General features: G+C 28.4%; 24 protein-coding genes. 3 read left to right on the top strand and 21 right to left on the bottom strand.

Features of this window, described 5'->3' with window-relative positions; all coding sequences use genetic code 11:
- Positions 1–13: 13 nt before the first annotated feature.
- The 5 genes from hydG (JOC62_RS02760) to JOC62_RS02740 all read right to left on the bottom strand — a co-directional run bounded on the left by hydG (JOC62_RS02760) (position 14) and on the right by JOC62_RS02740 (position 4,919).
- Complete coding sequence (gene hydG / locus JOC62_RS02760) at positions 14–1,393, bottom strand: [FeFe] hydrogenase H-cluster radical SAM maturase HydG (RefSeq protein WP_204593641.1); 1,380 nt, start codon at positions 1,391–1,393, stop codon at positions 14–16.
- Between the two features lie 27 nt (positions 1,394–1,420).
- Positions 1,421–2,800 carry a [FeFe] hydrogenase H-cluster radical SAM maturase HydG gene (hydG, locus tag JOC62_RS02755; protein ID WP_204593640.1) on the bottom strand — a complete coding sequence of 460 codons (1,380 nt, stop codon included), beginning with the start codon at positions 2,798–2,800 and terminating at the stop codon, positions 1,421–1,423.
- Positions 2,801–2,827: 27 nt separating this feature from the next.
- Positions 2,828–3,886: a [FeFe] hydrogenase H-cluster radical SAM maturase HydE gene (hydE, locus tag JOC62_RS02750; protein ID WP_204593639.1), complete on the bottom strand. Its 1,059-nt coding sequence runs from the start codon at positions 3,884–3,886 to the stop codon at positions 2,828–2,830.
- A gap of 17 nt (positions 3,887–3,903) precedes the next feature.
- Positions 3,904–4,152, bottom strand: a complete 249-nt coding sequence (locus tag JOC62_RS02745; RefSeq protein ID WP_204593638.1) for a TM1266 family iron-only hydrogenase system putative regulator — start codon at positions 4,150–4,152, stop codon at positions 3,904–3,906.
- A 254-nt stretch (positions 4,153–4,406) separates the two neighbouring features.
- Positions 4,407–4,919, bottom strand: a complete 513-nt coding sequence (locus tag JOC62_RS02740) for a hypothetical protein (RefSeq protein ID WP_204593637.1) — start codon at positions 4,917–4,919, stop codon at positions 4,407–4,409.
- Positions 4,920–5,136: 217 nt separating this feature from the next.
- Here JOC62_RS02740 and JOC62_RS02735 point away from each other — a divergent pair, with 217 nt between their 5' ends.
- On the top strand, positions 5,137–6,039 hold the full coding sequence (locus JOC62_RS02735; protein WP_204593636.1) for a GGDEF domain-containing protein: 903 nt from the start codon (positions 5,137–5,139) through the stop codon (positions 6,037–6,039).
- Positions 6,040–6,071: 32 nt separating this feature from the next.
- On the opposite strand, the gene JOC62_RS02730 is transcribed toward JOC62_RS02735, so the two are convergent.
- Positions 6,072–6,734 carry a response regulator gene (locus JOC62_RS02730; protein ID WP_204593635.1) on the bottom strand — a complete coding sequence of 221 codons (663 nt, stop codon included), beginning with the start codon at positions 6,732–6,734 and terminating at the stop codon, positions 6,072–6,074.
- Positions 6,712–8,580, bottom strand: a complete 1,869-nt coding sequence (locus JOC62_RS02725; RefSeq protein ID WP_204593634.1) for a HAMP domain-containing sensor histidine kinase — start codon at positions 8,578–8,580, stop codon at positions 6,712–6,714. Before JOC62_RS02725 ends, JOC62_RS02730 begins: the two co-directional genes overlap by 23 nt.
- A 235-nt stretch (positions 8,581–8,815) precedes the next feature.
- Between JOC62_RS02725 and JOC62_RS02720 the strand changes: the two genes are divergently transcribed.
- Positions 8,816–9,376 (top strand): response regulator, encoded by a 561-nt coding sequence (locus tag JOC62_RS02720; protein ID WP_204593633.1) that lies wholly within the window; start codon positions 8,816–8,818, stop codon positions 9,374–9,376.
- 22 nt (positions 9,377–9,398) lie between these two features.
- Positions 9,399–10,532 carry a universal stress protein gene (locus tag JOC62_RS02715; RefSeq protein WP_204593632.1) on the top strand — a complete coding sequence of 378 codons (1,134 nt, stop codon included), beginning with the start codon at positions 9,399–9,401 and terminating at the stop codon, positions 10,530–10,532.
- A 37-nt stretch (positions 10,533–10,569) separates the two neighbouring features.
- Here JOC62_RS02715 and kdpC read toward each other — a convergent pair whose 3' ends face one another.
- From kdpC to JOC62_RS02645, 14 genes are all read right to left on the bottom strand, one after another.
- Positions 10,570–11,169 (bottom strand): potassium-transporting ATPase subunit KdpC, encoded by a 600-nt coding sequence (gene kdpC, locus JOC62_RS02710; RefSeq protein ID WP_204593631.1) that lies wholly within the window; start codon positions 11,167–11,169, stop codon positions 10,570–10,572.
- A gap of 14 nt (positions 11,170–11,183) precedes the next feature.
- Entirely contained in the window at positions 11,184–13,229 is a 2,046-nt protein-coding gene (gene kdpB / locus JOC62_RS02705) for a potassium-transporting ATPase subunit KdpB (protein WP_341534789.1), read from the bottom strand.
- A 23-nt stretch (positions 13,230–13,252) separates the two neighbouring features.
- Entirely contained in the window at positions 13,253–14,908 is a 1,656-nt protein-coding gene (gene kdpA, locus JOC62_RS02700; protein ID WP_204593630.1) for a potassium-transporting ATPase subunit KdpA, read from the bottom strand.
- A gap of 429 nt (positions 14,909–15,337) precedes the next feature.
- On the bottom strand, positions 15,338–16,234 hold the full coding sequence (locus tag JOC62_RS02695) for a DUF368 domain-containing protein (protein ID WP_204593629.1): 897 nt from the start codon (positions 16,232–16,234) through the stop codon (positions 15,338–15,340).
- A 163-nt stretch (positions 16,235–16,397) separates the two neighbouring features.
- Positions 16,398–17,402: an inorganic phosphate transporter gene (locus JOC62_RS02690; protein ID WP_204593628.1), complete on the bottom strand. Its 1,005-nt coding sequence runs from the start codon at positions 17,400–17,402 to the stop codon at positions 16,398–16,400.
- Entirely contained in the window at positions 17,395–18,021 is a 627-nt protein-coding gene (locus JOC62_RS02685; RefSeq protein WP_204593627.1) for a DUF47 domain-containing protein, read from the bottom strand. Before JOC62_RS02685 ends, JOC62_RS02690 begins: the two co-directional genes overlap by 8 nt.
- Positions 18,022–18,330: 309 nt before the next feature.
- Complete coding sequence (locus tag JOC62_RS02680; RefSeq protein WP_204593626.1) at positions 18,331–18,873, bottom strand: NADH peroxidase; 543 nt, start codon at positions 18,871–18,873, stop codon at positions 18,331–18,333.
- A gap of 216 nt (positions 18,874–19,089) precedes the next feature.
- A complete protein-coding gene (locus tag JOC62_RS02675) occupies positions 19,090–20,592 on the bottom strand; it encodes a DUF1846 domain-containing protein (RefSeq protein ID WP_204593625.1) in 1,503 nt (500 codons plus the stop codon).
- A gap of 160 nt (positions 20,593–20,752) precedes the next feature.
- The gene (locus JOC62_RS02670; protein ID WP_204593624.1) at positions 20,753–20,926 is read right to left on the bottom strand and encodes a hypothetical protein; all 174 of its coding nucleotides are present in this window, start codon (positions 20,924–20,926) and stop codon (positions 20,753–20,755) included.
- 73 nt (positions 20,927–20,999) lie between these two features.
- Positions 21,000–21,674 (bottom strand): response regulator, encoded by a 675-nt coding sequence (locus tag JOC62_RS02665; protein WP_204593623.1) that lies wholly within the window; start codon positions 21,672–21,674, stop codon positions 21,000–21,002.
- A 1-nt stretch (position 21,675) separates the two neighbouring features.
- Positions 21,676–23,214 (bottom strand): ATP-binding protein, encoded by a 1,539-nt coding sequence (locus JOC62_RS02660; RefSeq protein WP_204593622.1) that lies wholly within the window; start codon positions 23,212–23,214, stop codon positions 21,676–21,678.
- A 125-nt stretch (positions 23,215–23,339) separates the two neighbouring features.
- On the bottom strand, positions 23,340–24,338 hold the full coding sequence (locus tag JOC62_RS02655) for a 2-hydroxyacid dehydrogenase (protein ID WP_204593621.1): 999 nt from the start codon (positions 24,336–24,338) through the stop codon (positions 23,340–23,342).
- A gap of 25 nt (positions 24,339–24,363) precedes the next feature.
- Positions 24,364–25,431 carry an AEC family transporter gene (locus JOC62_RS02650; protein WP_207758137.1) on the bottom strand — a complete coding sequence of 356 codons (1,068 nt, stop codon included), beginning with the start codon at positions 25,429–25,431 and terminating at the stop codon, positions 24,364–24,366.
- A 322-nt stretch (positions 25,432–25,753) separates the two neighbouring features.
- A complete protein-coding gene (locus JOC62_RS02645; RefSeq protein WP_204593620.1) occupies positions 25,754–26,467 on the bottom strand; it encodes a hypothetical protein in 714 nt (237 codons plus the stop codon).
- Positions 26,468–26,527: the final 60 nt, after the last annotated feature.

Here is a 26,527-nt window from a genome sequence, read left to right as displayed (position 1 = left end):
AAATCATCTCCTATTATAGGAAAAGGTCTCGCTTTCCTTCTTTTAACTTTTTAATATTGTTTAAAACAATATTTTTTGTTTTTTCATTCTTTATTTCATTAGCTACTTTATCTGCATTTCTCAAGGCCTTTTCCTTAAATTCTTCATCACCATAATCTAATGCATATTCTACAAGAGTTGTTATAGCGTTAGGCTCACATACATTTTGTATTTCTCCTGACTTTGCAAGAGCCATAAATCTGTCACCTGTTCTTCCTTTTCTATAACATGCTGTACAATAACTTGGTATATAACCATCATCTAACAATTCCTTAATAACTTCAAGTGGTGTTCTCTCATCTGAAGTCTCAAATTGCTTATCATCATGGCCTTTTTCTTCTCTTTCCTTGTATCCTCCAACTCCTGTGCTTGATCCTGCTGAAACTTGAGATACTCCGTATCTTAATACTTCCTTTCTCATTTCTGCTGTTTCTCTTGTTGAAAGTATTATTCCCGTAAACGGTACTGCTATTCTAAGTACTGCAACTATTCTTTTAAACATTTCATCAGTTAAGAGATGTGGGAAGTTTTCCATTGTAACTCCATTTGCCTTTCTAAGTCTTGGCACTGAAATTGTATGAAATCCAACTCCAAACTTCTCTTCTAAATGAGCATTATGCATCATAAGTCCTAAAACTTCAAATTTAGGATCCGCAAGTCCAAATAAAGCACCACCACCAACGTCATCTATTCCAGCTTCCATTGCTCTATCAAAAGCAGTTAAATGATATTCATAATCTCCTTTTAATGATTTTGGATGCATTCTTTCATATGTTGGCTTATGATAAGTTTCTTGGAATAAGATATATGTACCTATTCCAGCCTCATTTAGCTTTTTATAGTTCTCTACTGTTGTTGCAGCAATATTTACATTTACTCTTCTTATTTCCCCATTTTCATTTTGTGTATTATATATTGTTTTTAAACATTCTAATACATAATCAATTGGAGCATTTACTGGATCTTCTCCAAGTTCTAATGCTAATCTCTTATGTCCCATTTTTTCTAGTATTCTAACTTCTTGTGCAACTTCTTCTTGAGTTAACTTTCTTCTAGCAAATTTATTGCATCTTTGATATCCACAGTAAACACAATTATTTACGCAATAATCACTTACATATAGAGGAGCAAACATTACTATTCTCTTACCATATATGCTTTCCTTTATTTCTCCAGCTAATTTATACATATCCAAAACAACATCATTATCCTCTGTTGATAAAAGTATCGCTATATCCTTGTAATCTAAATTTTCTTTTCTTTTTGCTTTTTCTATAACTTCTCTTGCTTCTTCTTTAGTTGGATTTTTTGTTTCTTCTAAAATTCTATTAATTAATTCGTGATCTATAAACATATTTACTCCTCCTATATGGTCACATCTTTATAAGAAAAGATCTCTCTCTCCATTTTTTAATCTTTTAATATTTTCTAAAGTTATCTCTTTAGTTTTTTCATTTTTTATTTCATTAGCTATTCTTTCTGCTGTATTTAATGCTTTTTCCTTAAAGTCTTCATCTCCATAGTCTAAAGCAAATTCTACAAGTGTAGATATAGCATTAGGTTCACACACATTTTGTATTTCTCCAGACTTTGCAAGAGACATAAATCTATCTCCTGTTCTTCCTTTTCTATAACATGCAGTACAATAGCTTGGTATATATCCATCTTCTAATAATTCTCTTATAACTTCTAGAGGTTTAACTTCATCAAAAAGTTTAAATTGTTCATCATGTTCTTGATTCATTTCTCTCTTTTTATATCCACCAACAACGGTACTTGATCCTGCTGATATTTGAGATACTCCATATTTAAGAGCTTCTCTTCTTATTTCTGCTGGTTCTCTTTCAGTAATCATCATTCCTGTAAATGGAACTGCTATTCTAATTACTGCAACTACTCTTTTAAACATTTCATCAGTTAGAAGATTTGGTAAATCCTCCATTGTAACTCCCTTTGCTTTTCTTATTCTTGGAACTGAAATAGTATGGAATCCAACTCCAAATTTTTCTTCTAAATGGGCATTATGCATCATAAGTCCTAAAACTTCAAATCTTGGATCTGCAAGTCCAAATAAAACTCCAGCTCCAACATCCTCAATTCCAGCTTCCATTGCTCTATCAAAAGCAGTTAAGTGGTACTCATAATCACTCTTTAATGATTTTGGATGCATTTTTTCATAGCTTGGCTTATGATAAGTTTCTTGGAATAATACATATGTTCCAATTTCTCTATCTTTAAGCTTTTTAAAGTTTTCAACTGATGTTGCAGCTATATTTACATTAATTCTTCTTATTTCTCCATTTGCATTTTGAGTTTTATACATTGTATCTAAACATTCTAAAACATATTCAATTGGAGCATTTACTGGATCTTCTCCAAGTTCTAATGTTAGTCTTTTATGACCCATCTTTTCTAACAGCTTAACTTCTTCAGCTATTTCTTCTTGAGTTAATTTTCTTCTTTCAAATGAGTTACATCTTTGATATCCACAATAAACACAATTATTTACACAATAATCACTTACATAAAGTGGGGCAAATATAACGATTCTTTTACCATATATACTTTCTTTTATTTCTCCAGCTAACTTAAAGATTTCTTTTTCAATTTCTTCATCTTTAGTAGCTAAAAGTATAGCAATATCTCTATAGTCTAAAGTTTCTCTTCTCTTTGCCTTCTCTATGACTTCTCTTGCTTCTTCTCTAGTTGGATTTTTTGTTTCTTCTAAAATACCGTTGATTAATTCGTGGTTTATAAACATTTTTACTCCTCCTAAATGATGCCCCTCTTAGTTGTTCTCCTTAAGCCACTTTACATTATCTCCTCTGTTTACTTCAACTTCATATCCAAATCTTCTCATTCTTCCTTCTATGCACATTCTACATTCTGCTGCTTCATCACCTGTGCATATCTTACCATCATATAGAGCATATTTATCTCTAACTTCTGTTGGTGAAAGATTTGGCATAACAACATTTCCGCCTGCTTTTATTCCCTTTTCACGTCCTAGTGGATCAACACTTCCTAAAGCTGTTGAGGCTGGAAGTAATACATCTGGAAGTAGTAATCTAATTATAGCTAACATAATAACTGTTTTTTCTAAAGTTCCACCAGTTTCTTCTCCAAGTGGTGTATCCTTTTGTGGTATAAATGGTCCTATACCGCACATTTCTGGTTTAAACTCTTTTACAAACAGTAAATCATTAACTAAATCTTCGTTTGTTTGTCCTGGAAGACCAACCATAAATCCAGCACCAGCTTGATAGCCTATTTCTTTTAGATTTCTAAGACATTGCATTCTTTCTTCAAAAGATGCACCTGGATGAAGTTTATCATATAAATGTTTTGATGCTGTTTCATGCCTTAAAAGATATCTATCAGCACCTGCTTCATATAACTTCTTGTATGACTCATAGCTTCTTTCACCTAATGAAAGTGTTATTGCATTATTAGGATGTCTCTTTTTTATCTCCTTAATAATTTCAATCATTCTCTCATCAGTAAAATAAGCATCTTCCCCACCTTGAAGTACATATGTTTTATATCCAAGCTTATCTCCAATATCAGCACATTGTATTATTTCATCGAAAGTTAATCTGTATCTATCAGCATTCTTATTGCTCTTTCTTATTCCACAATACATACAATCTCTTTTGCAATAATTAGTAAACTCTATAAGACCTCTCATATAGACTTTATTACTATAATTTTGCATTCTTATATCATTAGCTTTTTCTATTAAATACTCTTGGTCTTCATCTGTTATATTATCTAAAAGATATAAAAGTTCTTCTCTGCTGGCATTATGTTCTTTATATAACTTATTTATAATGTCTATTACTTTCATACATTTCCCTTTCTATTTTATATTTCTTTTTTTGCTATTGCTGTTTTAACTGTCACGCCTTTTATATTTCCAAGCTTCCCAGTTAAACTGTTAATTTCATTTAATTCTCCTGTCACTGTTAGAGAAATAACTGAAATTCCTTCTTCAAATGGTATTCCCATTCTACCCCTAATACTTCCTCTAAAGTTTGCTATAACAGTGTTAAACTCTTCTTGACACTCCTTAGGAGCTTCAAGTATAGCACTAATTACTGCTATTTTTTTCATATAAAAAAAACCTCCAAAAAAAGGACTGGTTCTCTTATAATAAAAAGAAAATCAGTCCAATATGTATCACTAGTAAAGATATTTTAACGCAAAAATACCTTTTTATTAATATACATTATTAAATTAATTTTCTTCCAGGTTAGATTACTCTTTTCTGTTAGATTATTTGTAAAGTAATTTAAAGGAACAAATATAAAAAGAACACTCTCTTAATATTTGAACACTAATATATTATAGTATAAATTTCCTAAAATTTATATACCTAACTTCATTAAAACACTATCTACTATTTGTTTTTTCTTTTCTGTTAAATATTTACCATAATAATTTTTATTTTCATCAATATTATCTATATACATTAAGAAGAAATTATCAAATTCCCAATCATATCTCTCTTCTATTTCTTTTACTATATCTCTAAACTCTTCAATTGAATTGCTCTTTTTAAATTTTCTTATTTTACTTTCTAATAAAGTATTATATTCTTTTATCTTTGATACAATTCTTGCTATTACTTTTCTCTTATTTTTTAAGAAGTATTTTTCAAATTCAGTTTTAAGTTCAATAAGTTCTTTTACTGTATATCCTCTTCCCTCTATATATATAGTAGCTGAACCTTTATAAAACACACTCTTTATTATTCCTTCAATTAATTCTGATTCATTTTTAAATTCTTTTAAATAATCTATTCCACCAACTATTTCTATTGCTTTTTCTAATTGCTTAGCTGACTCTTCTATTTTTTTATCCTTTATTTCAATAACCATGTATTTCTCCTTTTCTCATATAAGTATATTAATATTATAGTAGCGTAGAAAAACATTGTCTACGATATAATAAAATATAGTTTCTATTTGTTAATTAACAATTAACATTGTCGAATTTTTACTATATTATTCATATTTTGAAATATTTTATTGTTATTGGTTTTATTACTACTATATAATAAATACATATATTAAAATAATTTATACGAGGTTACATATGGATTTACTTAATGATATAAAAAACAGACTATGTATATTTAAAGATTTTTATGACACTATTAGATTAGTTGACCCAATTAATGATAAAGTTTTACACACAGATTCTAAAACAAATATTAAGGAATACGAAGACATTCCTTGTCACGCATTTTGGAATAAGAATATAAAATGTAAAAATTGCATATCTTTAAAGGCTTACAATGAAAATAAAACTTTTGTTAAGATTGAACTAAAAGAAAATAAAATATTTTTAGTTACTGCAACTCCAATCATAAATAATGAAACTACATATGTTGTAGAATTAATAAAAGACGTATCAAAAAATAGTTTTCTTAAAGATAAATCAGATTGTATAACAATAGAAAATCTTCTTAGCTATTTATCTGAAACATTAAACAAAGATGAATTAACTAATATTTATAATAAAAGAGTTATTTATGAAAGACTTTCAAAATCTTTATCTTCAGATACTTCTACACTTCCACTTTCAATAATAATGCTTGATATAGACCATTTTAAAAATATAAATGATACTTATGGTCACTTAATAGGTGATAAAGTTTTAAAAGAATTTTCTTCTGTTGTTTCATCATGTCTTAGAAAAAAAGATGACTATTTTGGAAGGTTTGGTGGAGAGGAGTTTATGATAATTTTAGAAAACACTCCTTTAGATACTGCAAACCTTATTGCAGAAAGAATAAGAAAAAAAATAGAATCTAATCTATTTAGCTATAAAGACATTTCTATAAGATTAACTTGTAGTCTAGGTGGATATACTATTAATGATTTAAATATAGATATTGAAGATTTTATTCAATTAGCTGATGAAAATTTATATTTAGCTAAAAATAATGGACGTAACAACACAATATTTACATCAAATCCTGAAAAAGAGAATTAGAGCTGATTATATAAAATCAACTCTAGTTTATCTTACCCTAAATCTATTCCCTTAGTAGTGTATCCATACATAACAGTTCTTCTTAAATTATTATCAGCTGGTTTGTAAGTAGCATCCAATGATAATGCTGCTCTATAATATTTTTGTGCTAAACTCTTATTGTGAAGTTTTTCCTCTATTACCCCAAAAAGGTTCTGTATAATAGCATTGCTTGTATCAGTAACTAATGCTTCCTTCAAATAATATCTAGCTTCTTCAAAATCACCTTTTAAAATTGCTTCTTTAGCAACTCCTATATAGTACTCACTATTTTCTTCAACTCTTATTATACTATTATCTTTATTCATATTATCTTTAACACACTCTTTTAGTTTATCTAATGTAAATGGTTTGCTAATAAAATCAACGGCTCCTAGCTTCATTGCTTCAACAGCTACGTCAACTGTACCATATGCTGTCATTATAATTACTTTAGTTAAAATATTATTTTCTCTTAATATTTTTAAAATTTCTACTCCATTTCTATTTGGCATTTGATAATCCATTAATATTAAATCATAATTTTCATTTTCTGCTTTGTGTAATGCTTCCTCTCCATCACAAGCCATAGATATATTATATCCTTCTGATTTTAAACAATGTTTTATTCCAATTCTTATATTTTTTTCATCATCAACTATTAATATTTTTTTCATTTATTACACCTCCTAATTTCAAAGTAAAGTAAAATTTGCTTCCTTCACCTAAAGTACTATCGACCCATATCTCACCGCAATTGGCTATTACTATTTCCTTACAAATAGCAAGTCCAAGTCCTGAACTTCCTGTTACTTCACCATTTTTATCTTTTAATTGAACAAACTTTTCAAATATTTTCTTTTGATCATCTTCATTAATTCCTTCACCATTGTCTGAAACTGAAATTAACATATTATTATTAACTTCTTTAGCCTTTATTTCTATTAATCCTGTTCCATCTCTGCTTACGTATCTAATAGCATTTCCTATAAGATTCGCAAGTACCCAAGATATTTTGCTAAAGTCAGCTTTTACATATCTATATACACCATTGCAATCAATATTAAGAGTTATATTATTTTCTTCAAATTGCATTTTGAAGCTTCTCTTTGCTTCATTTATAGCATTTTTAATATCAACATTTTGTATATCCATTTCTATTTTGCCTGATTCTAATTTTGAAAGATCTAATAATTCAGATACAAGATTACTAAGTCTTTCACTATCATCTTTTATAATATTTAATAATTCCTCCTCTTCCTCTTTATCACTAAAGCTTTCTTCTAACAATAATGATATTGCCATCGAAATTGAGGTAAGTGGAGTTCTAAATTCATGGGATACAGTTGATACAAATTCTGATTTTAATATTTCAACTTCCTTAAATTTAGTTATATCTTGCATTATTGTTACAGCTCCTATATTCTCACTATGCTCGAACCATATTGGAGTAGATATAACTCTATAATATATCTTTTCCCCCTTTTGATATATTTCTATATCTTCAAATGCTTTATATTCTCTTACTGAGTTTCTTGCTTTATTAATTATATTAAATATTTGCCTATTCTCTATCCCTTCTAGAAAATGTCTATCTACTATATTCTTTTCTTTAACATCTAGAATTCTCTCTGCTGATTTATTAACCATGGTAACTTTATTATCATAATCGGTAACTATTATTGGAGAATCTATACTCTCTATAATTGCTTCTCCCTTTTGTTTTTCCATTAATATCTCATTCACGTTTAACATCTCATATTTTTTTAGTTCATAAGCCATATGATTAAATTCTTCTAGCATAAAATTAATATCTTTCTCTCTCTTTAAAGGTATTTTGTAATCATAATTTCCTTCTGATACTTCTTTTATTCCAATTGTTAAATCTTCGATAGGTCTAATTATTTTTTTTAATAAATACCCAATTATGCAAAGTCCTATTATTAAGACTACCACTACTATACTTAGGGTATAGTATATTGCTTCTTTTGCTAATTCTTTAGATTCTTCCTTCATATTAACCATAGATTTCTGATTTATATTTAATAAATTTGTGCAATCTTCTTTTACTTTATCAAATAAAGGTAATATATCATTGTAATAATACTTTTGTGCCTTATCTCCCCCCTCTTTTCCTTTTAGGCTTTCTAGTCTTTTAACCTTTTCTGTATATTCTGTATAAGTTTTTTCTATACTATTTAATGTCTCATTTTCTCCATTTTCTGTTATATTGTTTTTAGCCTTATAAAGCCACTCTATGAATTTCATATTATTCTCTTGATATAATAAAGATAGTGATTTATCTTCTTCAAATATAAATGCTAGTTCTAAACTATCTTGCCTTTCTACTGCTTCTATCATATTCTGTGCTGCAACTACACTATCATAATTAGCATGCATTATAGAGTCTATAGACTCTTGCAATTTATTAAAATAATTTATAGATACTAACGTATTTCCTAGAGTTAATGTTAAAAAAACTATTAAAATCATAAATATCTTTATCTTTATACTCTTTATCATCTTCAATCTCCTCTATTTATTAACTAATGAAATTATAATATATTTAACAATTTTTTACTAATTGCCATCTAACCCTCTTTAAAAATAATCTATACTATTAAAGTCTATTATTTAAATCCTTCTCTTAATTTTGTAGTATTTTTAGGTATTTTTTAAATTATCTATAAGATTCATTTATTGATATTTTTTATAAACTAAAGTAATATATTTTAAAGTATATTATGGAGGAAAATTAATGAAAAATGCATTAATAGTAGATGATACTAAAAATATTAGACTTTTATTATCAAAGTGTTTAGAAAATGAAAACTTTAATGTCTTTTTAGCAACAAATGCTAATGAAGCTTTAGAACTCGTGTCTACTAATAATTTTGAAGTTGCTTTTATAGATATTAAAATGCCAAATATGAGTGGTACAGCACTTCTAGAGGAATTAAGATGTCGAGGTTATGAATTTCCTGTTATTATTATGACTGCATTCGGTACAATAAAAAATGCGGTAACTACTACAAAACTTGGAGCAAAAGTATATTTACAAAAACCATTTACAGCAAATACTATTAGAAAAACACTATTAGAAATATTTCCTGAAAATAAACTGGATTCTGATAAATCTGATAAAGAAAAATCCGTTTCTATAGATAATAAATTAACTAAAGTAAAAGAAGGCCTATACCAAAACCCATTAAATGAAAAACTTTACGAAAATCTAGGCAATATACTAATCGATTTAGGAGAATCTGAAAAAGGAAAATTATTTAAAGAGTTATCTTTAAAACTTCTTGATTTAAAATAATTTAGTAAAGTAAGGTGATTATTTGAGCGAAAAAAGGACAACTCCAGAAGCTGCTCTAAAATTATGCAAAAAAAATGAATTAGGTAAACTTAAAATTTTCTTAGGTTATGCCCCAGGTGTTGGTAAAACTTATACAATGCTAAATGAAGCTAATAGGCGTCTTTCTAGAGGTGAAGACGTAGTAATTGGCTATTTTGAAAGTCATGGTAGAAAAGAAACTATAAATCAAATTAAAAACTTACCATTAATACCACTTCAGAATATTTATTATAATGGAATTGTATTAAAAGAAATGAATCTACCTGAAATAATTAAAAAAAAGCCTAATCTTGTTCTAGTTGATGAATTAGCTCATACTAATGCACCAGGATCTAAGAATAAAAAAAGATATGAAGATGTTCTCGAAATAATTAATAATGGCATAAATGTTTATTCTACTGTAAATCTTCAACATATTGAAAGTTTAAATGATGTAATCTCCCAAATTACTGGAGTAAGAGTAACTGAAACTATTCCTGATAATTTGATAGCAAATTCTGAGGTAGTTGTTATAGATATAACTCCAGAAGCTCTTAGAAATAGGCTACAACGTGGAGAGATATATAAAAATCATTTGATTGAAAGAGCACTTAAAAACTTTTTTAGAAAAGGTAATTTAAATGCTTTAAGAGAACTAACTCTAAGAGAAACTGCTAATGAAGTAGATGATGAATTATTGGAGTATATGAAGGATCATGATATAAAAGATAATTGGCATACTTCTGAAAGAATTCTTGTATCTATATCATCAAATCCAAAAAGCAAAAGACTCATAAGAGTTGGTGCAAGGCTTTCAAAAAAATATAAGTGTGATCTATATGTTGCATATGTTGATTGCACCCATAAACTATCACCTAAAGATACTCCAGAACATCTAACTTCTCTTAAAGATAATCTTCTTCTTGCAGAAAAGTTCAATGCTATAATAGTTAAATTAAAAGGGAGATCAATATCTAATGAACTTGTTAAATTTGCAAATGAAAATAATATAACTAAGCTAGTTATAGGACATTCTAAAAGAACAACGCTTCAAAAGCTAATTAGAGGATCTACAATAAATAAAGTTCTAGAAAACGCTAAAAATATTGAAATTATCGTAATACCTTACAATGAATAATAAAAAGCTTACCTTAAATTTTAAGGTAAGCTTTTTATTATTGCTTATTCATTAACATCTCATCAATGGCTATATTTAATCTTAGGACATTCACTCTATCTGCCCCATATAATCCAAGCCATTTTCCTTTTGTATTTTCTTTTATAATAGCTTCAAGTTTTTCTTTTGAAATCCCTGTTGCCTTTGCTATTCTTGGTACTTGTATTAATGCACCCTCTGGAGTTATGTCTGGATCTAATCCTGAGCCTGATTGAGATATAAGCTCTGATGATATTTCATCTTTTGATACTTCTGGGTTCTTTTTTATGAATTCATCAATATCTTTTGATACTCTTTCTTTTAACTCATCACTTGTTGGTCCTAGATTTTGTGATCCTGAGGTTGCATCTATCTCCTCTTTAGATTCTGAAGTATTATAATTTACAGCTGATATTCTTCCTGTAAAATAAATATCTTTATTATACTTTTGTCCTATAAGTTCAGATCCTACCTCTTTACCATTAACCTCTATAACACTTCCATTAGCCTCATGTGGAAAAAAGAGCTGACCTATCCCTGTTATAAATAATGGATATATTAATCCACAAATAATTATCATAGCTATTGTTATCTTAATCCCTTTTTTTATATGACTCATATTTATTATTCCTCCTACATACCTACTAAAGATAATAATGGTGAAATTATAATATCTATTATCTTTATACCAATGAATGGTGCTATTATTCCCCCAACACCATATATACCTAAGTTTCTTTTTAATATCTTCTCTGGCTTCATAGGAACATATTTAACTCCTCTTAAAGCTATTGGTATTAAAAGTGGAATAATTATAGCATTAAAAATAAGCGCAGATATTATTGCTGATTTTGGACTATTAAGTCCCATTACATTAAGCACGGCCATCTGTGGTATAGCTAAAGTAAACATTGCAGGTATTATAGCAAAATACTTAGCAATATCATTTGCTATTGAAAATGTAGTAAGAGCTCCTCTTGTAATTAATAGTTGTTTTCCTATTCCAACAACATCTAAAATTTTAGTTGGATCTGAATCTAAATCTACCATATTTGCAGCTTCCTTAGCCGCAATTGTTCCTGAATTCATTGCAAGTCCAACATTTGCTTGTGCAAGTGCAGGGGCATCATTTGTTCCATCTCCAGTCATAGCAACAACTTTACCATTTGCCTGCTCTTTTTTTATAGCATCTATTTTATCTTCTGGTTTACATTCTGCTATAAAGTCATCTACTCCTGCTTCTTTTGCTATAGTCTTTGCTGTTAATGGGTTATCTCCTGTACACATTACTGTCTTAATTCCCATTTCACGAAGTTTTTCAAATCTTTCTGTAAGGCCTGGTTTAACTGTATCTTTTAAATATATGACTCCATATACTATATCTTCCTTTGCAACAACTAATGGAGTTCCTCCAAGTTTTGATATATCATCTACAATAGACTTTAATTCTTTAGGAATTTCTCCCCCATTTTCTTTTACAAACTCTATAATTGCAGATGCTGCACCTTTCCTAATCCTCTCTCCATCTTTTAAATTTATACCACTACTCTTAGTTTGAGCTGTAAACTCTACAAATTCATTATCCCTAAATTCATATTCATCTATTTTTACTCCAAGCTTTTCTCCAAGCTCTACAGTTGATTTTCCCTCCGGAGTGGTATCTTTTATTGAAGATATTAAGGCATATTTTATTAGTTCTTCTTTTGCTATACCTTCAACTGGTATAAAATCTGCTGCTAATCTATTACCAAATGTTATAGTTCCTGTTTTATCTAAAATCATTACATCAACATCGCCACAAGCCTCAACTGCTTTACCACTCATAGCAATAACATTAAATCTAGTAACTCTATCCATTCCAGCTATTCCTATTGATGATAAAAGTCCCCCTATTGTCGTTGGTATAAGGCATACTAAAAGTGCTACAAGAGTTGAAACTTCAAGAGTAACTCCAACAAAATTTGCTATTGGATAAAGTGATACTATAACTACAAGAAATATTACTGTAAGTGCTATTAAAAGAGTTGATAATGCAATTTCATTTGGAGTTTTTTGTCTTGATGCTCCCTCTACAAGGGATATCATTTTATCTAGAAAAGATTCCCCAGGGTCTGACGTTATCATAACTTTAATCCAATCTGATTGAACTGTAGTTCCTCCTGTAACTGATGCAAAATCCCCACCGGCTTCTTTTATGACTGGAGCTGATTCACCAGTTATTGCAGCTTCATTTACAGATGCTAATCCTTCTATAACTTCACCATCATTTGGAATTATATCTCCAGCTTCAACTAATACAATATCTCCCTTTTTAAGTTCAGTTGCATTTACAATTTCATACCCTCCATCAGGTTTTAAAAGCTTTGCTTTAGTATCTCTTTTAGTGCTCTTTAAAGCATCTGCTTGAGCTTTACCTCTTCCTTCTGCAATGCTTTCAGCAAAATTTGCAAATAATATTGTTAAGAATAATATTACAGTAACTATAGCATTGTATAACCTACCATCTTCTCCAACTATTTGTGGAACAAAAGTTAATATAAACGTTATAATCATTCCTAAATAAGCAACAAACATAACAGGATTTTTTATCATATCTTTTGGGTTTAATTTCTTAAATGAATCAACTATTGCTTCTTTCATCATTTCTTTAGTTATAAACCCTTTCTTTTTTTCTTTCACTTATATCACCTCTTCTAAATCAACTACATAGTTAAAAATTCTGCACCTGGTCCAAGTACTAATGCTGGTAAGAATGTTAGTGCACCAATAATTAATATAGTTGCAATTAATACTCCAACAAATAAAGGTTTATCTGTTCTAAAAGCTACAGACGCTTCTGGTACTTCTGTTTTACTAAGCATAGAACCTGCAAGTGCAAGCATTAATATCATTGATAGATATCTTCCAAGTAACATTACTATCCCAGCTGATACATTCCAAAACATTGTAGTATCTCCAAGACCTTCAAATCCCGACCCGTTATTTGCAGCTGAAGTCGTAAATTGATAAAGAACCTCAGAAAATCCATGATATCCACCTAAAGTAGCTTGTCCTATTGCTGTAGCTATTGCAGACGGTAATAATATTAGTATTGGATGTATAAGAATTGTTGCTGCAATTAGCTTCATTTCTCTTCCTTCAATTTTTCTTCTTAAAAATTCTGGTGTTCTTCCAACCATAAGTCCACATATAAATACTCCAAGCATTGCATAAATAATTAAATTAATGAAACCAACTCCCTTACCCCCAAATATACAATTAAGCATCATATTCCACATAGGAACAGCACCTCCAATTGGAGTAAGCGAATCATGCATATTATTTACAGATCCTGTTGTAAATGAAGTTGTAACTACTGTGAATAATGAAGAGTCAAAAATTCCATTTCTAACTTCCTTACCCTCCATATTCCCTAAAGAGTTACTTATTCCTAAATCATTCATAACTGGATTTCCTGAAAGTTCTGAAGTATAGATTATCGGTATAACAATAACGAATAAAAATAGTGCCGCAGCAAATATTGCCCATCCTTGTTTTTTATTTTTGCATGCCTTTCCAAATACATAACAATACGCACCTGGTGTAAGCATCATTAATAATATTTCTAATAAATTTGTAAATGGTGTTGGATTTTCAAATGGATGGCTTGAATTTGCTCCAAAAAATCCTCCTCCATTAGTTCCTAAATGTTTTATACTTTCAAGTGATGCCACAGGCCCCATTGCAAGTGTTTGTGTTTCACCTTCTAATGTCTGAACTACTCTATGAGCGTCTAATGTTTGTGGTACACCTTGTGATATTAATATAATTGAAGCTACTATTGAGATAGGAAGTAATAGTCTTGTTATAATTCTTGTTAAATCCCTATAGAAATTTCCAAGAGGATGCCCCGTAATCCCTTTTATAAATGCTCCAGCTACTGCAAAACCTGTAGCTGATGATGTGAACATGTACATTGTAATTACTATCATCTGAGATATATTAGTTAAATTTAATTCTCCTGTGTAATCTTGTAGATTAGTATTTGTAATAAAACTAATTGCTGTATTAAAGGCTGTATGCCAATTCATATCTAAAAGTTCATTTTTCATTCCTGAAATATATTGTTGAGTCATAAGAAGAATAAATCCTACAACAAACATTATTAAATTAGTTATAAGTAAAGCAATTATATATTGCTTCCAGTTCATATCAGTTCCCTTTATTCCACATACCTTATATATTGAATTATCAACCTTATCCATAACTGGATCAATAAATGATTTCTTATTAAAAAGTATGCTATACATATATTTACCAACATAAATAGTAATAAATATAAATACTCCAATTAGTATTAAAAGAGCTATCCATTCCATTAAAATTCCCCTCCAAAATTTAAATTCTGTAATGAATTATACTCTTATTTTGGAGTATAACAACGCGATTTTCAGGCATAAATAGCTATTTTCAGTATCCTCAATTAACCTGATTAAAAAATATCCTATTTTGTCATATAAATCCCCTCTGCAACTTCATTTTTCTAATAGTTTCAAAATATATAAGCTTATAACTTTTAATATATTTTATTTCCTTACAGTTTTAATTCTCTATTTCTAGAATAACTAAGTTAAATTATATTTTCTCTATAATTCTCTAATTTTATCAAGGAAACTATTATAATTATTTTGCAAATGAAAATTAATTTTCTAATAATAAAAAAGAGATTTATTAATTCTTTAAATATTAAAATGTATATACATTCTAATATTCTAGAATTTAATAAATCTCTTTAAACTAAATATCTATTACTTTATCTTTTTCTTTTCTAACTGAACTTTAAGTCTTTCAAGCCCAATAATTATTGCCCCACCTATTATAAAATACACTATACTAAATGTACTCATATCCATAGGTGCTTTTGGCATCTCAAGGGAAGTTGGACCCATAACTACTGCATATAGTGAACCTATCATTAATCCTAATATACAATATATTGTTTGTGATCTATAATTTGCTAGAGCATATTTTACTCCCTTTATAGTAACTGCTATACCAGTTAATACTCCAAGTCCAAAAATTACAACTATTGGTAAATAGTCAAAATTAAATTTAATTACTTGCTTTATAGCTCCAAGTATTGGTGCATAAAGACCAAATATTAAAAGTATTGTTGATCCTGATATTCCTGGAAGAACCATTGCAGATATTGCAATCATTGCAGAAATAAATATATAAACTACAAGACCTATAGTTAGATGGTCAGTTGATACAATAACACCTTCTCCACCGGCTGATGCTGGATTAAGATATGAAATTCCTACAACAATGATTATTCCAAGTATTAAAAATAATATGTTCTTATACTTACCTATAATACTCTTTCTCTCTTCTTTAAATATTATAGGAATAGCTACTATAATAAATCCTATGAAAAGTGAACTTATTTCATAAATATGTTGTTCGAATATTGATGTTATAAATAATACAGATAGTACAAACCCAACTATCCATCCTATTCCAAGTTTAATTAAAAATTTTATTGCATCTATTCTTTCTTCTTTCTTTCCGACTACTACATTATTCAAAGAATTTATAAACTTATCATAAAATCCAAGGATAAATGCAATTGTTCCTCCAGATACTCCAGGAACACTATCAGCTAATGCCATACAAAAACCTCTTATGAAATTAATAATGTACATTCAATCTCTCCTCTTATTTAAGTTATTATGCTAAATAATAGTATATTTATGTTAGCACTAGAATATATTTTACATTTTTTCCTTTTAAAAATCTAGCTTTTCTTATTCTTCTTTATAAAAAATTAAGGAGATAAACTAAACTCAAAATTTATCTCCTTAAAAATTACCCTATAAATAATCTTAAAATTTCTACTGTTATGGCTGCAATTATTGCACTTAATGGAACTGTTAAAATCCAAGCCCATATAATATTCTTTGCAACTCCCCATTTAACAGACTTAACATTTTTTGATGCTCCAACTCCCATTATAGTTGTTGTAATAACTTGAGTTGTACTTACTGGTGCATCAAATATAGTTGCTCCAAGAATTGAAGTAGCTGCTCCCATTTGAGCTGCAAATCCACTTACGGGAGTAAGTTTTGCCATACCACTTCCCATTGTCTTTATTATTTTCTTACCACCAATTGATGTTCCAAGAGCCATTGCAAGTGCACATGCTCCTATTACCCAAGTTGGAACTTCAAATGTGCTTATAAGTCCACCACTTAAAAGTGCCATTGTAATTATACCCATTGACTTTTGAGCGTCATTACCACCATGGTTTAATGCCATAAATGCTGATGCTACTATTTGTAGCTTTTGGAATAATCTATTTACGAATCTTGGCTTTAAAGGTTTAAGTATCCAGTTTAATGCTACCATTATTATGTAACCTAAAACAAAGCCAATAGCAGGACCCAGTACTAACCATACTATTACATGATCAAATACATTTGCCCACTGAACTACACTAAAAGTTTTATTATAAGCTATACCTCCGCCTATTAATGAACCTATAAGTGCATGAGATGAACTACTAGGTATACCAAAATACCAAGTTAATAAGTTCCATATTATACACGCAACTAGTACTCCAATTAATACCCATTGTGGCATAAACTGATGACTAACTATGTCATCTCCAACAGTTTTAGCAACCGCTGTACCCATGAAGGCTCCTAAAAAATTAAATACAGCACAAAGAAGTATTGCTGTCTTTGGTTTTAATGCTCTTGTTGTAATTGTTGTTGCAACTGCTGTTGCAGTATCATGAAATCCATTTATAAAATCAAATGCTAATGATAAAACAACTATTACAATAGTAATTATAACAGCTGTACTAGGCATTCTTCATTACAACTCCTTCAACAATAGTTGCAATAGTTTCGCAATCATCTAATGTATTTTCTAATAACGAGAAGATTTCTCTCCACTTTATTATTTCTAAAACATCATCTCCACTTTTAAATAAATTTGTAATAGTTTCTCTATAGTATTTATCACCATTATGTTCAATTAAATTAATTTCTTTTATCTTTTCTACTATTCTATTATTTTTCTTCCCTATCTTCTTAAGCTCTTCCATTAAGTTTACAACTTCTTCTGTAGCATGAACTATCATATCACACATTTTAACAGCTTCTTCTCTAACTTCTTTTATATCATATATAATAAGTCTACTACCTGCTGAATCAATTGAATCTAAAATATTATCCATCTTCTTGATTAATCTATATACATCTTCTCTATCTAGAGGTGTTATAAATGCCTCTTCTAATTGAAGTATGCTATCATGAACTATTTTATCTCCTTTATGTTCAAGCTTTCCTATAGCTTTAGAATTTTCCTCCTTGTTTTGTAATTCAACAAATCCTTTCTTTAGTAATTTACCTGCTTCATGAATATTCTTTGCTTCTTCAACAAACAATACAAAAAATTTATCTTCTCTTGGATTTAAATTGAACATTTTTGTCACTCCTTATTAACAGCTAACGGTATTAATACCGTTCCTATCTTAGTATAATCGTTAGCTTTTTTTATTTAAATGCTTTATCTATTTTGTTTACTTATTATTTTATTATTTAACTTAAATTTAATATTATGAGTTATTTGTTTAAATTTTATAACGTTTACACAGTTTTTATATTAGATATGCCGAATTAAAAAAATAAAAAAGATACGTAAAATTGTTAATTTTACGTATCTTAAATGTATAATTAGGAAGATAATATTTAATATTTCACTTAAGAAATTTAAAATCAAATTTTAGGATTTATTAAGCAAAGTATCTGTCTAATAATCCTTTAAATGCTCTACCATGTCTAGCTTCATCTTTACACATTTCATGCACTGTATCATGGATCGCATCTAGGTTTAATTGTTTAGCTAAAGTTGCTAAATCTTTCTTTCCTTGGCAAGCTCCAAATTCTGCATCTACTCTTTTTTGTAAGTTTGTTTTTGTACAAGCATCAACAACTTCTCCTAAAAGTTCTGCAAATTTTGCAGCATGTTCTGCTTCTTCAAAAGCTATTCTTTGGTAAGCTTCTGCTACTTCTGGGAATCCTTCTCTATCTGCTTGTCTTGACATTGCAAGGTACATTCCAACTTCTGTACACTCTCCCATGAAGTTTGCTTGTAATCCTTCTACAACTCTTGGATCTACGTCTTTTCCAGCTCCGATTCTGTGTTCATCAGCCCAAGCCATTTCTCCTACTTGTTCCTTGAATTTATCAGCTCCAACTCCACATACTGGGCACTTTTCTGGTGCAGTTTCTCCTTCATGAATATATCCACATACTAAACATACAAATTTTTTCATATCTAATCTCTCCTCTATTCTCTTTATTTAATTCACACACTTTTTTTTACTTTTATTATAGGTTTTTATAGGTGTTTTATTTGTTTTATTTTCTATAGTCATTATTATATAATAATTATTATCCATTGTAAATACCTTTTTTTAATTTTTTTATTGCATAAGAAAAGAGAGGGTATAAACCCTCTCAAAAAAACTTTCTCTATAAATTTATTTTTATTAGTAGTATAAATTTTCTGTTGGATATTCTGCATCACAAGTTATATCAACTCCAAGCTTTCTAAATGCTTGCTCATCATTATTACTAATTATTGTAGTTGAATGAGCTTGTGATCCTTTAAGCATAGGAAGCTTTTCAACAGCAACTTGAGCCATTGGATTAGTAGCAGCACAAATACTTAATGCCATAAGAACTTCTTCACAAGTAAGTGCTGGTCTTTTAGAAGCTAAAGTTTCCTTTTTTAATCTTATTATAGGATTTAATATAACTGGAGAAATTAAATGAATATCATCTGAAATATTTGCAAAATGCTTTATTGCATTTATAATAACGGCTGCTGTTCCATCCATTAATTCTGAAGTCTTACCAGTAAGTATTGTTCCATCTTCTAATTCAATTGCAACTGATGGACATATATCATTAGTATCTTGAAGTTTTCTAAGTCTTTCAGAATTTTCTCTAGCCTTTATAACAACTTTTCTATCTGATTCTTTTAAGTTTAGCTCGCTCATTATTAATGATACTCTTTGGAATGTTTCTTTATCAACATATCCCTTTTTGTATTCACAAGCCGTTTTAAAGTATCTTCTTATAATTTCTTGTCTTGAAGCTTCTTTAACAACTTCATCATCTATAATACCAAATCCAACCCTATTAACACCCATATCAGTTGGTGATTTATAAACGGATTCTTCTCCTGTTATCTTTTCAATTATTCTTTTAAGAACTGGGAAACTTTCAATATCTCTATTATAGTTTACTGCAACTTTATTGTATGCATCAAAATGGAATGAATCTATCATATTAACATCCTTTAAATCTGCTGTAGCAGCTTCATATGCAATATTAAGAGGGTGCTTTAATGGTACATTCCATACTGGGAATGTTTCAAACTTTGAGTACCCAGCTACTCTTCCATTTTTATTTTCATGATAAAGTTGGCTTAAGCATGTTGCAAGCTTTCCACTTCCTGGACCTGGTGCAGTAACTACAACTATTGGTTTAGTTGTTTCTATATATGGGTTCTTTCCATATCCTTCATCACTTACTATTGTATCAACATCAGTTGGATATCCTTTAGTTGCTCTATGCTTATAAACTTTAATTCCTCTTCTTTCAAGTTTATTTATAAATATATTTGTAGCAGGTTGATCATCATATCTTGTTATAACAACACTGTTAACATCTAAATCATATGCTCTAAGTTCATCTATTAATCTTAAAACATCAGCATCATATGTTATACCAAAGTCGCCTCTTATTTTATTTCTTTCAATATCCCCTGAATATACACAAATTATTATCTCTGCATTTGCTCTTAATTTATGTAATAATTTAATTTTAGCATTTTCATCAAAACCAGGTAATACCCTCTTAGCATGTAGATCTTGAAGTAACTTTCCACCAAATTCTAAATATAACTTATCGTAATTATTTACTCTTTCTAATATGTACTTAGATTGTTCTTCTAAATATTTTTTGTGATCAAATCCTACTTTCATAATATCTCCTTTATATACTTTATTCTTTAATTTTTTATAACAACCATTATTATTGCACAAATTAATTCTAATGTAAATTTGTATAATACTTAAAATATTCGTTAAATTAATATAAAATAAAAAAAGAAGTAAAATAACTTCATTTTACTTCTTTTTTTATTTATTGCTTTGCTTTGAATTTATTATATATAGGACTATTTTCATAAAAATAAGTAAACCATAAAATATTAACAAAGAATATGTAATATAATGGTTCTCCTGCTGTAAACCCTTTTAATCCTATAAGTGATAGTAGTCCTAAAAGACCTATATATTTGTGTTTATTATACTCCATAGAACTCCCTCCAAAATTGTATTCTTCTTTTATTATATACAAATTTAGGATATTTTTCTATGAATTATTAATTTTACTTAAATGTATATTTATATTCTGGTCTTCCGATATTTCCATAATCTATTGTAACTATAGCTTTATCTATACTTTCTAAATAATCTATATACTTTTTAATAGTTACATTACTTACACCTGTCTCTTTAGATATTTGTCTTATAGTCCAATATTCTTTTTTATTATTTTCTATAACCTCATATATCTTATTTAGTGTGGTCTTATTTATTCCTTTTGGTAGATCTCTATATTCATTATTTGATATATTATCACTATATAACTTATCAACTGCTGTTTGATCTAATTTAGATGTACCTATCAGAAGGCTTCTTTTCTTGTTATATTTCTCTATAGCTTTTTTGAATCTGTCAAATTCAAATGGCTTTATAAGATAATCAATAGCTCCATATGCAAAAGCTGTCTTAATTTCTTCTGTATTATCTGCTGCTGTCATCATTATAACTTCGGTTATAATGCCACGCTCCCTTATATGCTTTAATATCTGTATACCATTTTCCTTTGGTAGATATATATCCATTAATATTAATGCTACATCATTTTTTTCTAATAACTTGATAAGATCTTCTTTATTCGAAACAGTTCCCACTACCTGAAAGTCCTCAATCATTTCAACATATTTTTTGTTTATAAGTGCTACCATTGGATCATCTTCAACAATAACAACATTTCTCATTTTATCCCATCCTTTGTATTACAACTTTAAATTTTTTATGTTTTCTATATTCTTTTATCTCTATGCTTCCTTCGTACAGGTCTACTCTACCTTTAACAGTAGATAGTCCTATACCACGTCCTTCCCCTTTAGAACTTACCCCATTTTCAAATAATTTATCTTTAATTGATTTATTTATTTTCTTTCCATTATCACTTACTTCTATTTCTATCTCTTTATCATTTTCATCTATAAATACTTTAACAAAGCTTTCATCTTCATCCTCAACACATGCATCAAATGCATTTTCTATAAGGTTTCCAAGAATAGTTATTAAATCTATAGATGTTATATTTCCATGATTTTCTTTCATATAAGAGCTTTCATCTATTATAAACTCTATATTTCTCTCTTTTGCAATTAATTTCTTGCTAAGTAACATAGCACTTATTAAATTATCATTTATATTTGCTACATTAGTTGAATTTTCTAATACTTCTTTCTGACAATCATAAATATATTTTTTAGCTTCTTCATACTCCTCTACATTTATTAATCCAAGTATTACGTGCAATTTATTTTTAAATTCATGAACATTTGCCCTAACACTCTTTAACAGTCCATCTATACCTGTTATTTCTCTTGCAAGTCTATTAATATTCTCACCTTTTAATAGAGTAACTACAGCTCCTAAGTATTTTCCTTGTTCTTTTATAAAGCTGAGATTAATAAATACCTTTTCTCCAGATAAATTAATTTCCTTCATTCGTACACTTTCATGCTTCTTTATGTATTTATCTAATTTATCTATAAGTTCATCAATGTTTAAATTATCAAATATCTTAAGGCAATTATCATTTATTTCTAAAATTTTGTTATTATTGTCTATGGCAATAACACCTTCATCTATAGAGTCTAATATTATTTTCTTTTCATTATATAATCTTGCAATTTCATCTGGTTCCATTCCAAGCATTTCTTTCTTTATTTTTCTAGCAAAACTTTCTGAAAGAAATATTGTGATTGTAATTATTATTATAAAAAGTAATAGTGCTCCACCAATAACTTTATTAGTAAGGGTTTGAACATCTTTTAAATACTTACCAACCATAACAAATCCAACTTGATGTCCATTATAATAAACAGGCTCAAAATATCTAAGTGTCACTCCCATAGACCCCTTCATAGTCGAATAATAACTAGTACCATACTTTATTACATCTGTGTTGTCAGGATTTACATACTTTTTACCTATTTGATTGCTATCTAAATGAGAGTATTTTTCACCACTCATATCTCCAGTAACTATAATATCTACATTATCGAACTTTTCAATATAGCCTTGGACATACTTTTGAATTGAAAAATCATTTTCTTTATGTGCTAATTTTTCTTGGACTAAAGGGGTGTTTGACACCACATAAGCTATTTCTTTTAAGTCTTTCTTTATTCCATCTTTTATATCATCTACCCTAATATTCATAAAGAAAGCAAAAGTAAGAACAAGCGGTATTGCAGCTATTATTATACTTCGTTTTCTAATTCTTCTCTTAAAGCTCATTTTCCCCTCCTAATTATAGTTTGTATATTAGATTATACATATTCATTGTTCTTTTAACAATTAATTTTACTATAAAATAGTCCCACTAGATTATATTACTAATCAAAGTGGGACTATATAAAATATTATGCTATTGCATTTTTACATTCATTTTCAGTTAAATACTCATTCATATTGTCATATGAAATACTTATCATATTTGTTAAAGCTTCATCTGTATATGAACCCATATGAGGAGTTATTAATACTTTAGGGAACATTCCTATAAGTTTTTCTATATTTTTATCTTTTATATCTTGTCCATTTAAATTCTTAAAGAATATTTCACTTTCTCCTTCAAATGTATCTACCCCAAATCCAGCAAGCTTTCCACTTTCAAGACCTCTAATTATTGCATCTAAATCTTGAAGCTCTCCTCTTGCTGTATTTATAAGTATTGAATTATCTTTCATCTTTGAAATGAATTCATCATTTATAAAGTGATGATTAACATCTTTGATAAACGGCATGTGTATTGATACTACATCTGATCTATTCAATAATTCATCTTGACTTACAAATTCTACAACTTCTTTTGCAGCATCACTTTGGAATACATCATAAGCTAAAACTTTAGCACCTAGGCCTTTGAAAAGTTTTGCTGTCGTAAGACCTATTCTTCCTGCTCCAATTACACCTACTGTACAATTTCTAATTTCTTTACTAAACATAGTTGCATCAATAGTAAAATCCTTATCCTTAGTTCTATTAACTGTATATGCTGTATGTCTAAGTAACATCATTGCTAATGTTACTGCAAGTTCTGATATTGCATTTGGTGAATATCCAGGTACTCTTGCAGATTTAAGCCCAAGTTCTTTAACTGCCTCTAAATCAACATGGTTAAATCCAACTGTTCTTGTAAGAACATATTTTAGCCCATGCTTGCTTAATAATTCTAAGTTTTGCCTATCTGCCATACAGTTACCTCTAACCATTATAGCTTCAGCACCTATTGCTTCTTTAACATTTTCATGATTTAATCCCTTTTCTACAAGTTTTAAATCATATCCGTATTTATTTAATTTATGGAAGAACTCAACTTCTGTTTCTCTTACTCCAAAACAAACTAATTTAATTGACATACAAGTCATCTCCTTCTTATGCTATCTAAACAAATAATCCTAAGTTTTTAATTACTTCTAATACAACTATCCAACATGGCATAGCTACTACTGCAACTATTGTTGATAATAATGAACAGTTAGATGATAAAAGTGATTCTTTATCAAAACTTATAGCATATGCAGCTGCAACTGTAGCAGTTGGTGTTGCCATCATTATTACTACTGTAGCTAGTCCAACATATGATACTGGTAATATACCTGTAACATTTAATACATATAGTAATACAATGTTTATAAGTGGTACTATAATAACTTTTTGTATACTATACATCCATGATTCCTTTGAAGCCATGGCTTCTTTAAATGGTATTGTCGCAAGTTTTGCTCCAATTGCAAGCCATGCAAGTGGTGAACATAATGAACTTAAATATGTTAATGGTTTATAAAGCCATGGTAATGTTTGATCTATTCTTAAGAATGCATAATTCTTTACACCTTCTTTAGTTGTAACCGCAACTTGTGGTAATGAATCTTGGAATAACCATATAAATAATCCTAAGAATGTAGCTATAATTATTGGATTTAAGAACATATCTTTTAAGTTCTTCTTCATGTTACTCTTGTCCATTTTTACGCCTGACATTTTTATGTAACCGTATGAGTAAAGAAATACTCTATAAGCTATATTAAATATTGATGAGTACATAACTCCGATTGGTCCATAAACAGCTTGTACTATTGGAGTACCAAAGAAAGTAGTTGAACCAAATATAGTTAATACTCTTAAAGTGTCTTGCTTGTCCCCTTGATATTTTGAGTAAATTAATTTACTTATAAATATAAGAAGTATGTATATTACAAATCCCCATATTAAAAGGTTTATCCCTTCTTGCATGCTCTTCTTATCTATATCTACTAAGAATGCTTTTAATGCAAGTGCTGGAATTGCTACTGATAGAACAACCTTAGTTAATATTTTTGATGCTCCATCATTAATTATGTTTTTCTTTCTTAAATAAAATCCTAAGAAAATAATTGCTATTGATGAAAAAATTGCTCCGATAATTGCATTATCTGTTAATGTTTTTCCTAAAATGCTTAAGATGTCCATTAATTAAATCCTCCTCTATTTATCTTTTTTAATTTATGATTGCTTTTGTTATTTCTTTCACATTTATGTTATAACATTAACAATTAACTTTAAATTATATTTAAATTTCTAAATAATTATTTAACTTATTTAAGTATAATTGCAATTCCAAATCACTTAATTAACTTAATTAACTTGTTTTTTGTTAATTTATTGACAATATTTGATATTAATTTAGACTCTTGTCTTATTTTTATATAAGTACAATATCTAGTATTATCTATATTTTTATTATTTTAAACTTTAATTCTTATATTAATAAAAAAAGTTCAATAACTTCTTGTTATTGAACTCCCAATATATTAACTATAAAATTTTCATTAAGTTCTTTTGAAACTATATTCTTGACCTTTACTTTTGCATTCTCATTTATATATTCTAAAATAGGATCTGTAATATATGCAAGAGTATCTAAATATAATTTTTCTCCACTAATTATATTTAGAGCTACTTCTTTTTGAGAATATAATTCTTTACATTCACTTAATACATTATAAACACCAATACCACACCTTTTAATTGGAGTTTCCTGAGAGATATACACTCTTCCTTCAAAGATTTCATCTCTATTTAGTAATTTATTTATATAAAATTCTATCATTTCTTTAGATATTATTTTCTTATTTTCTATATTACTTCTTTTTATTGTTTCCTTATTTATAATTATATTTATAAATTTTATATTTTTATAAGATATCGACTTATTTATACCTTCTGCAAAATCATTATCATCTCCAAGAATAATTATATTATCATATTCATTTATTTCATCTTTGAAAATATCAACTATTGCATACTTATTCGTTCTTGTTAAATCTATAAAATTTACTTTATATCTATTAATATTTATTTTAAAAGTATCATAAAAACTTATTATATTATCTTTTAATTTTATTTTCCTTTCAAAATTTGAAGTCTTAAATTTATCTATATTTTTAACTATAGCGGATTCCCCTATACCATAGTATAGTATTTTTATATTATTCTCTTCTCTCACAGCAAACTCCCCTTTAATGTCCTTAAATATATTGTACCATGAATTAGCTTATTTTTTAAC

The organism is Clostridium sardiniense (assembly GCF_016907995.1).
Lineage (GTDB): Bacteria > Bacillota > Clostridia > Clostridiales > Clostridiaceae > Clostridium > Clostridium sardiniense.
Note: the sequence above shows the minus strand (reverse complement) of the source record. Positions and strands in the feature narration are given on the sequence as shown.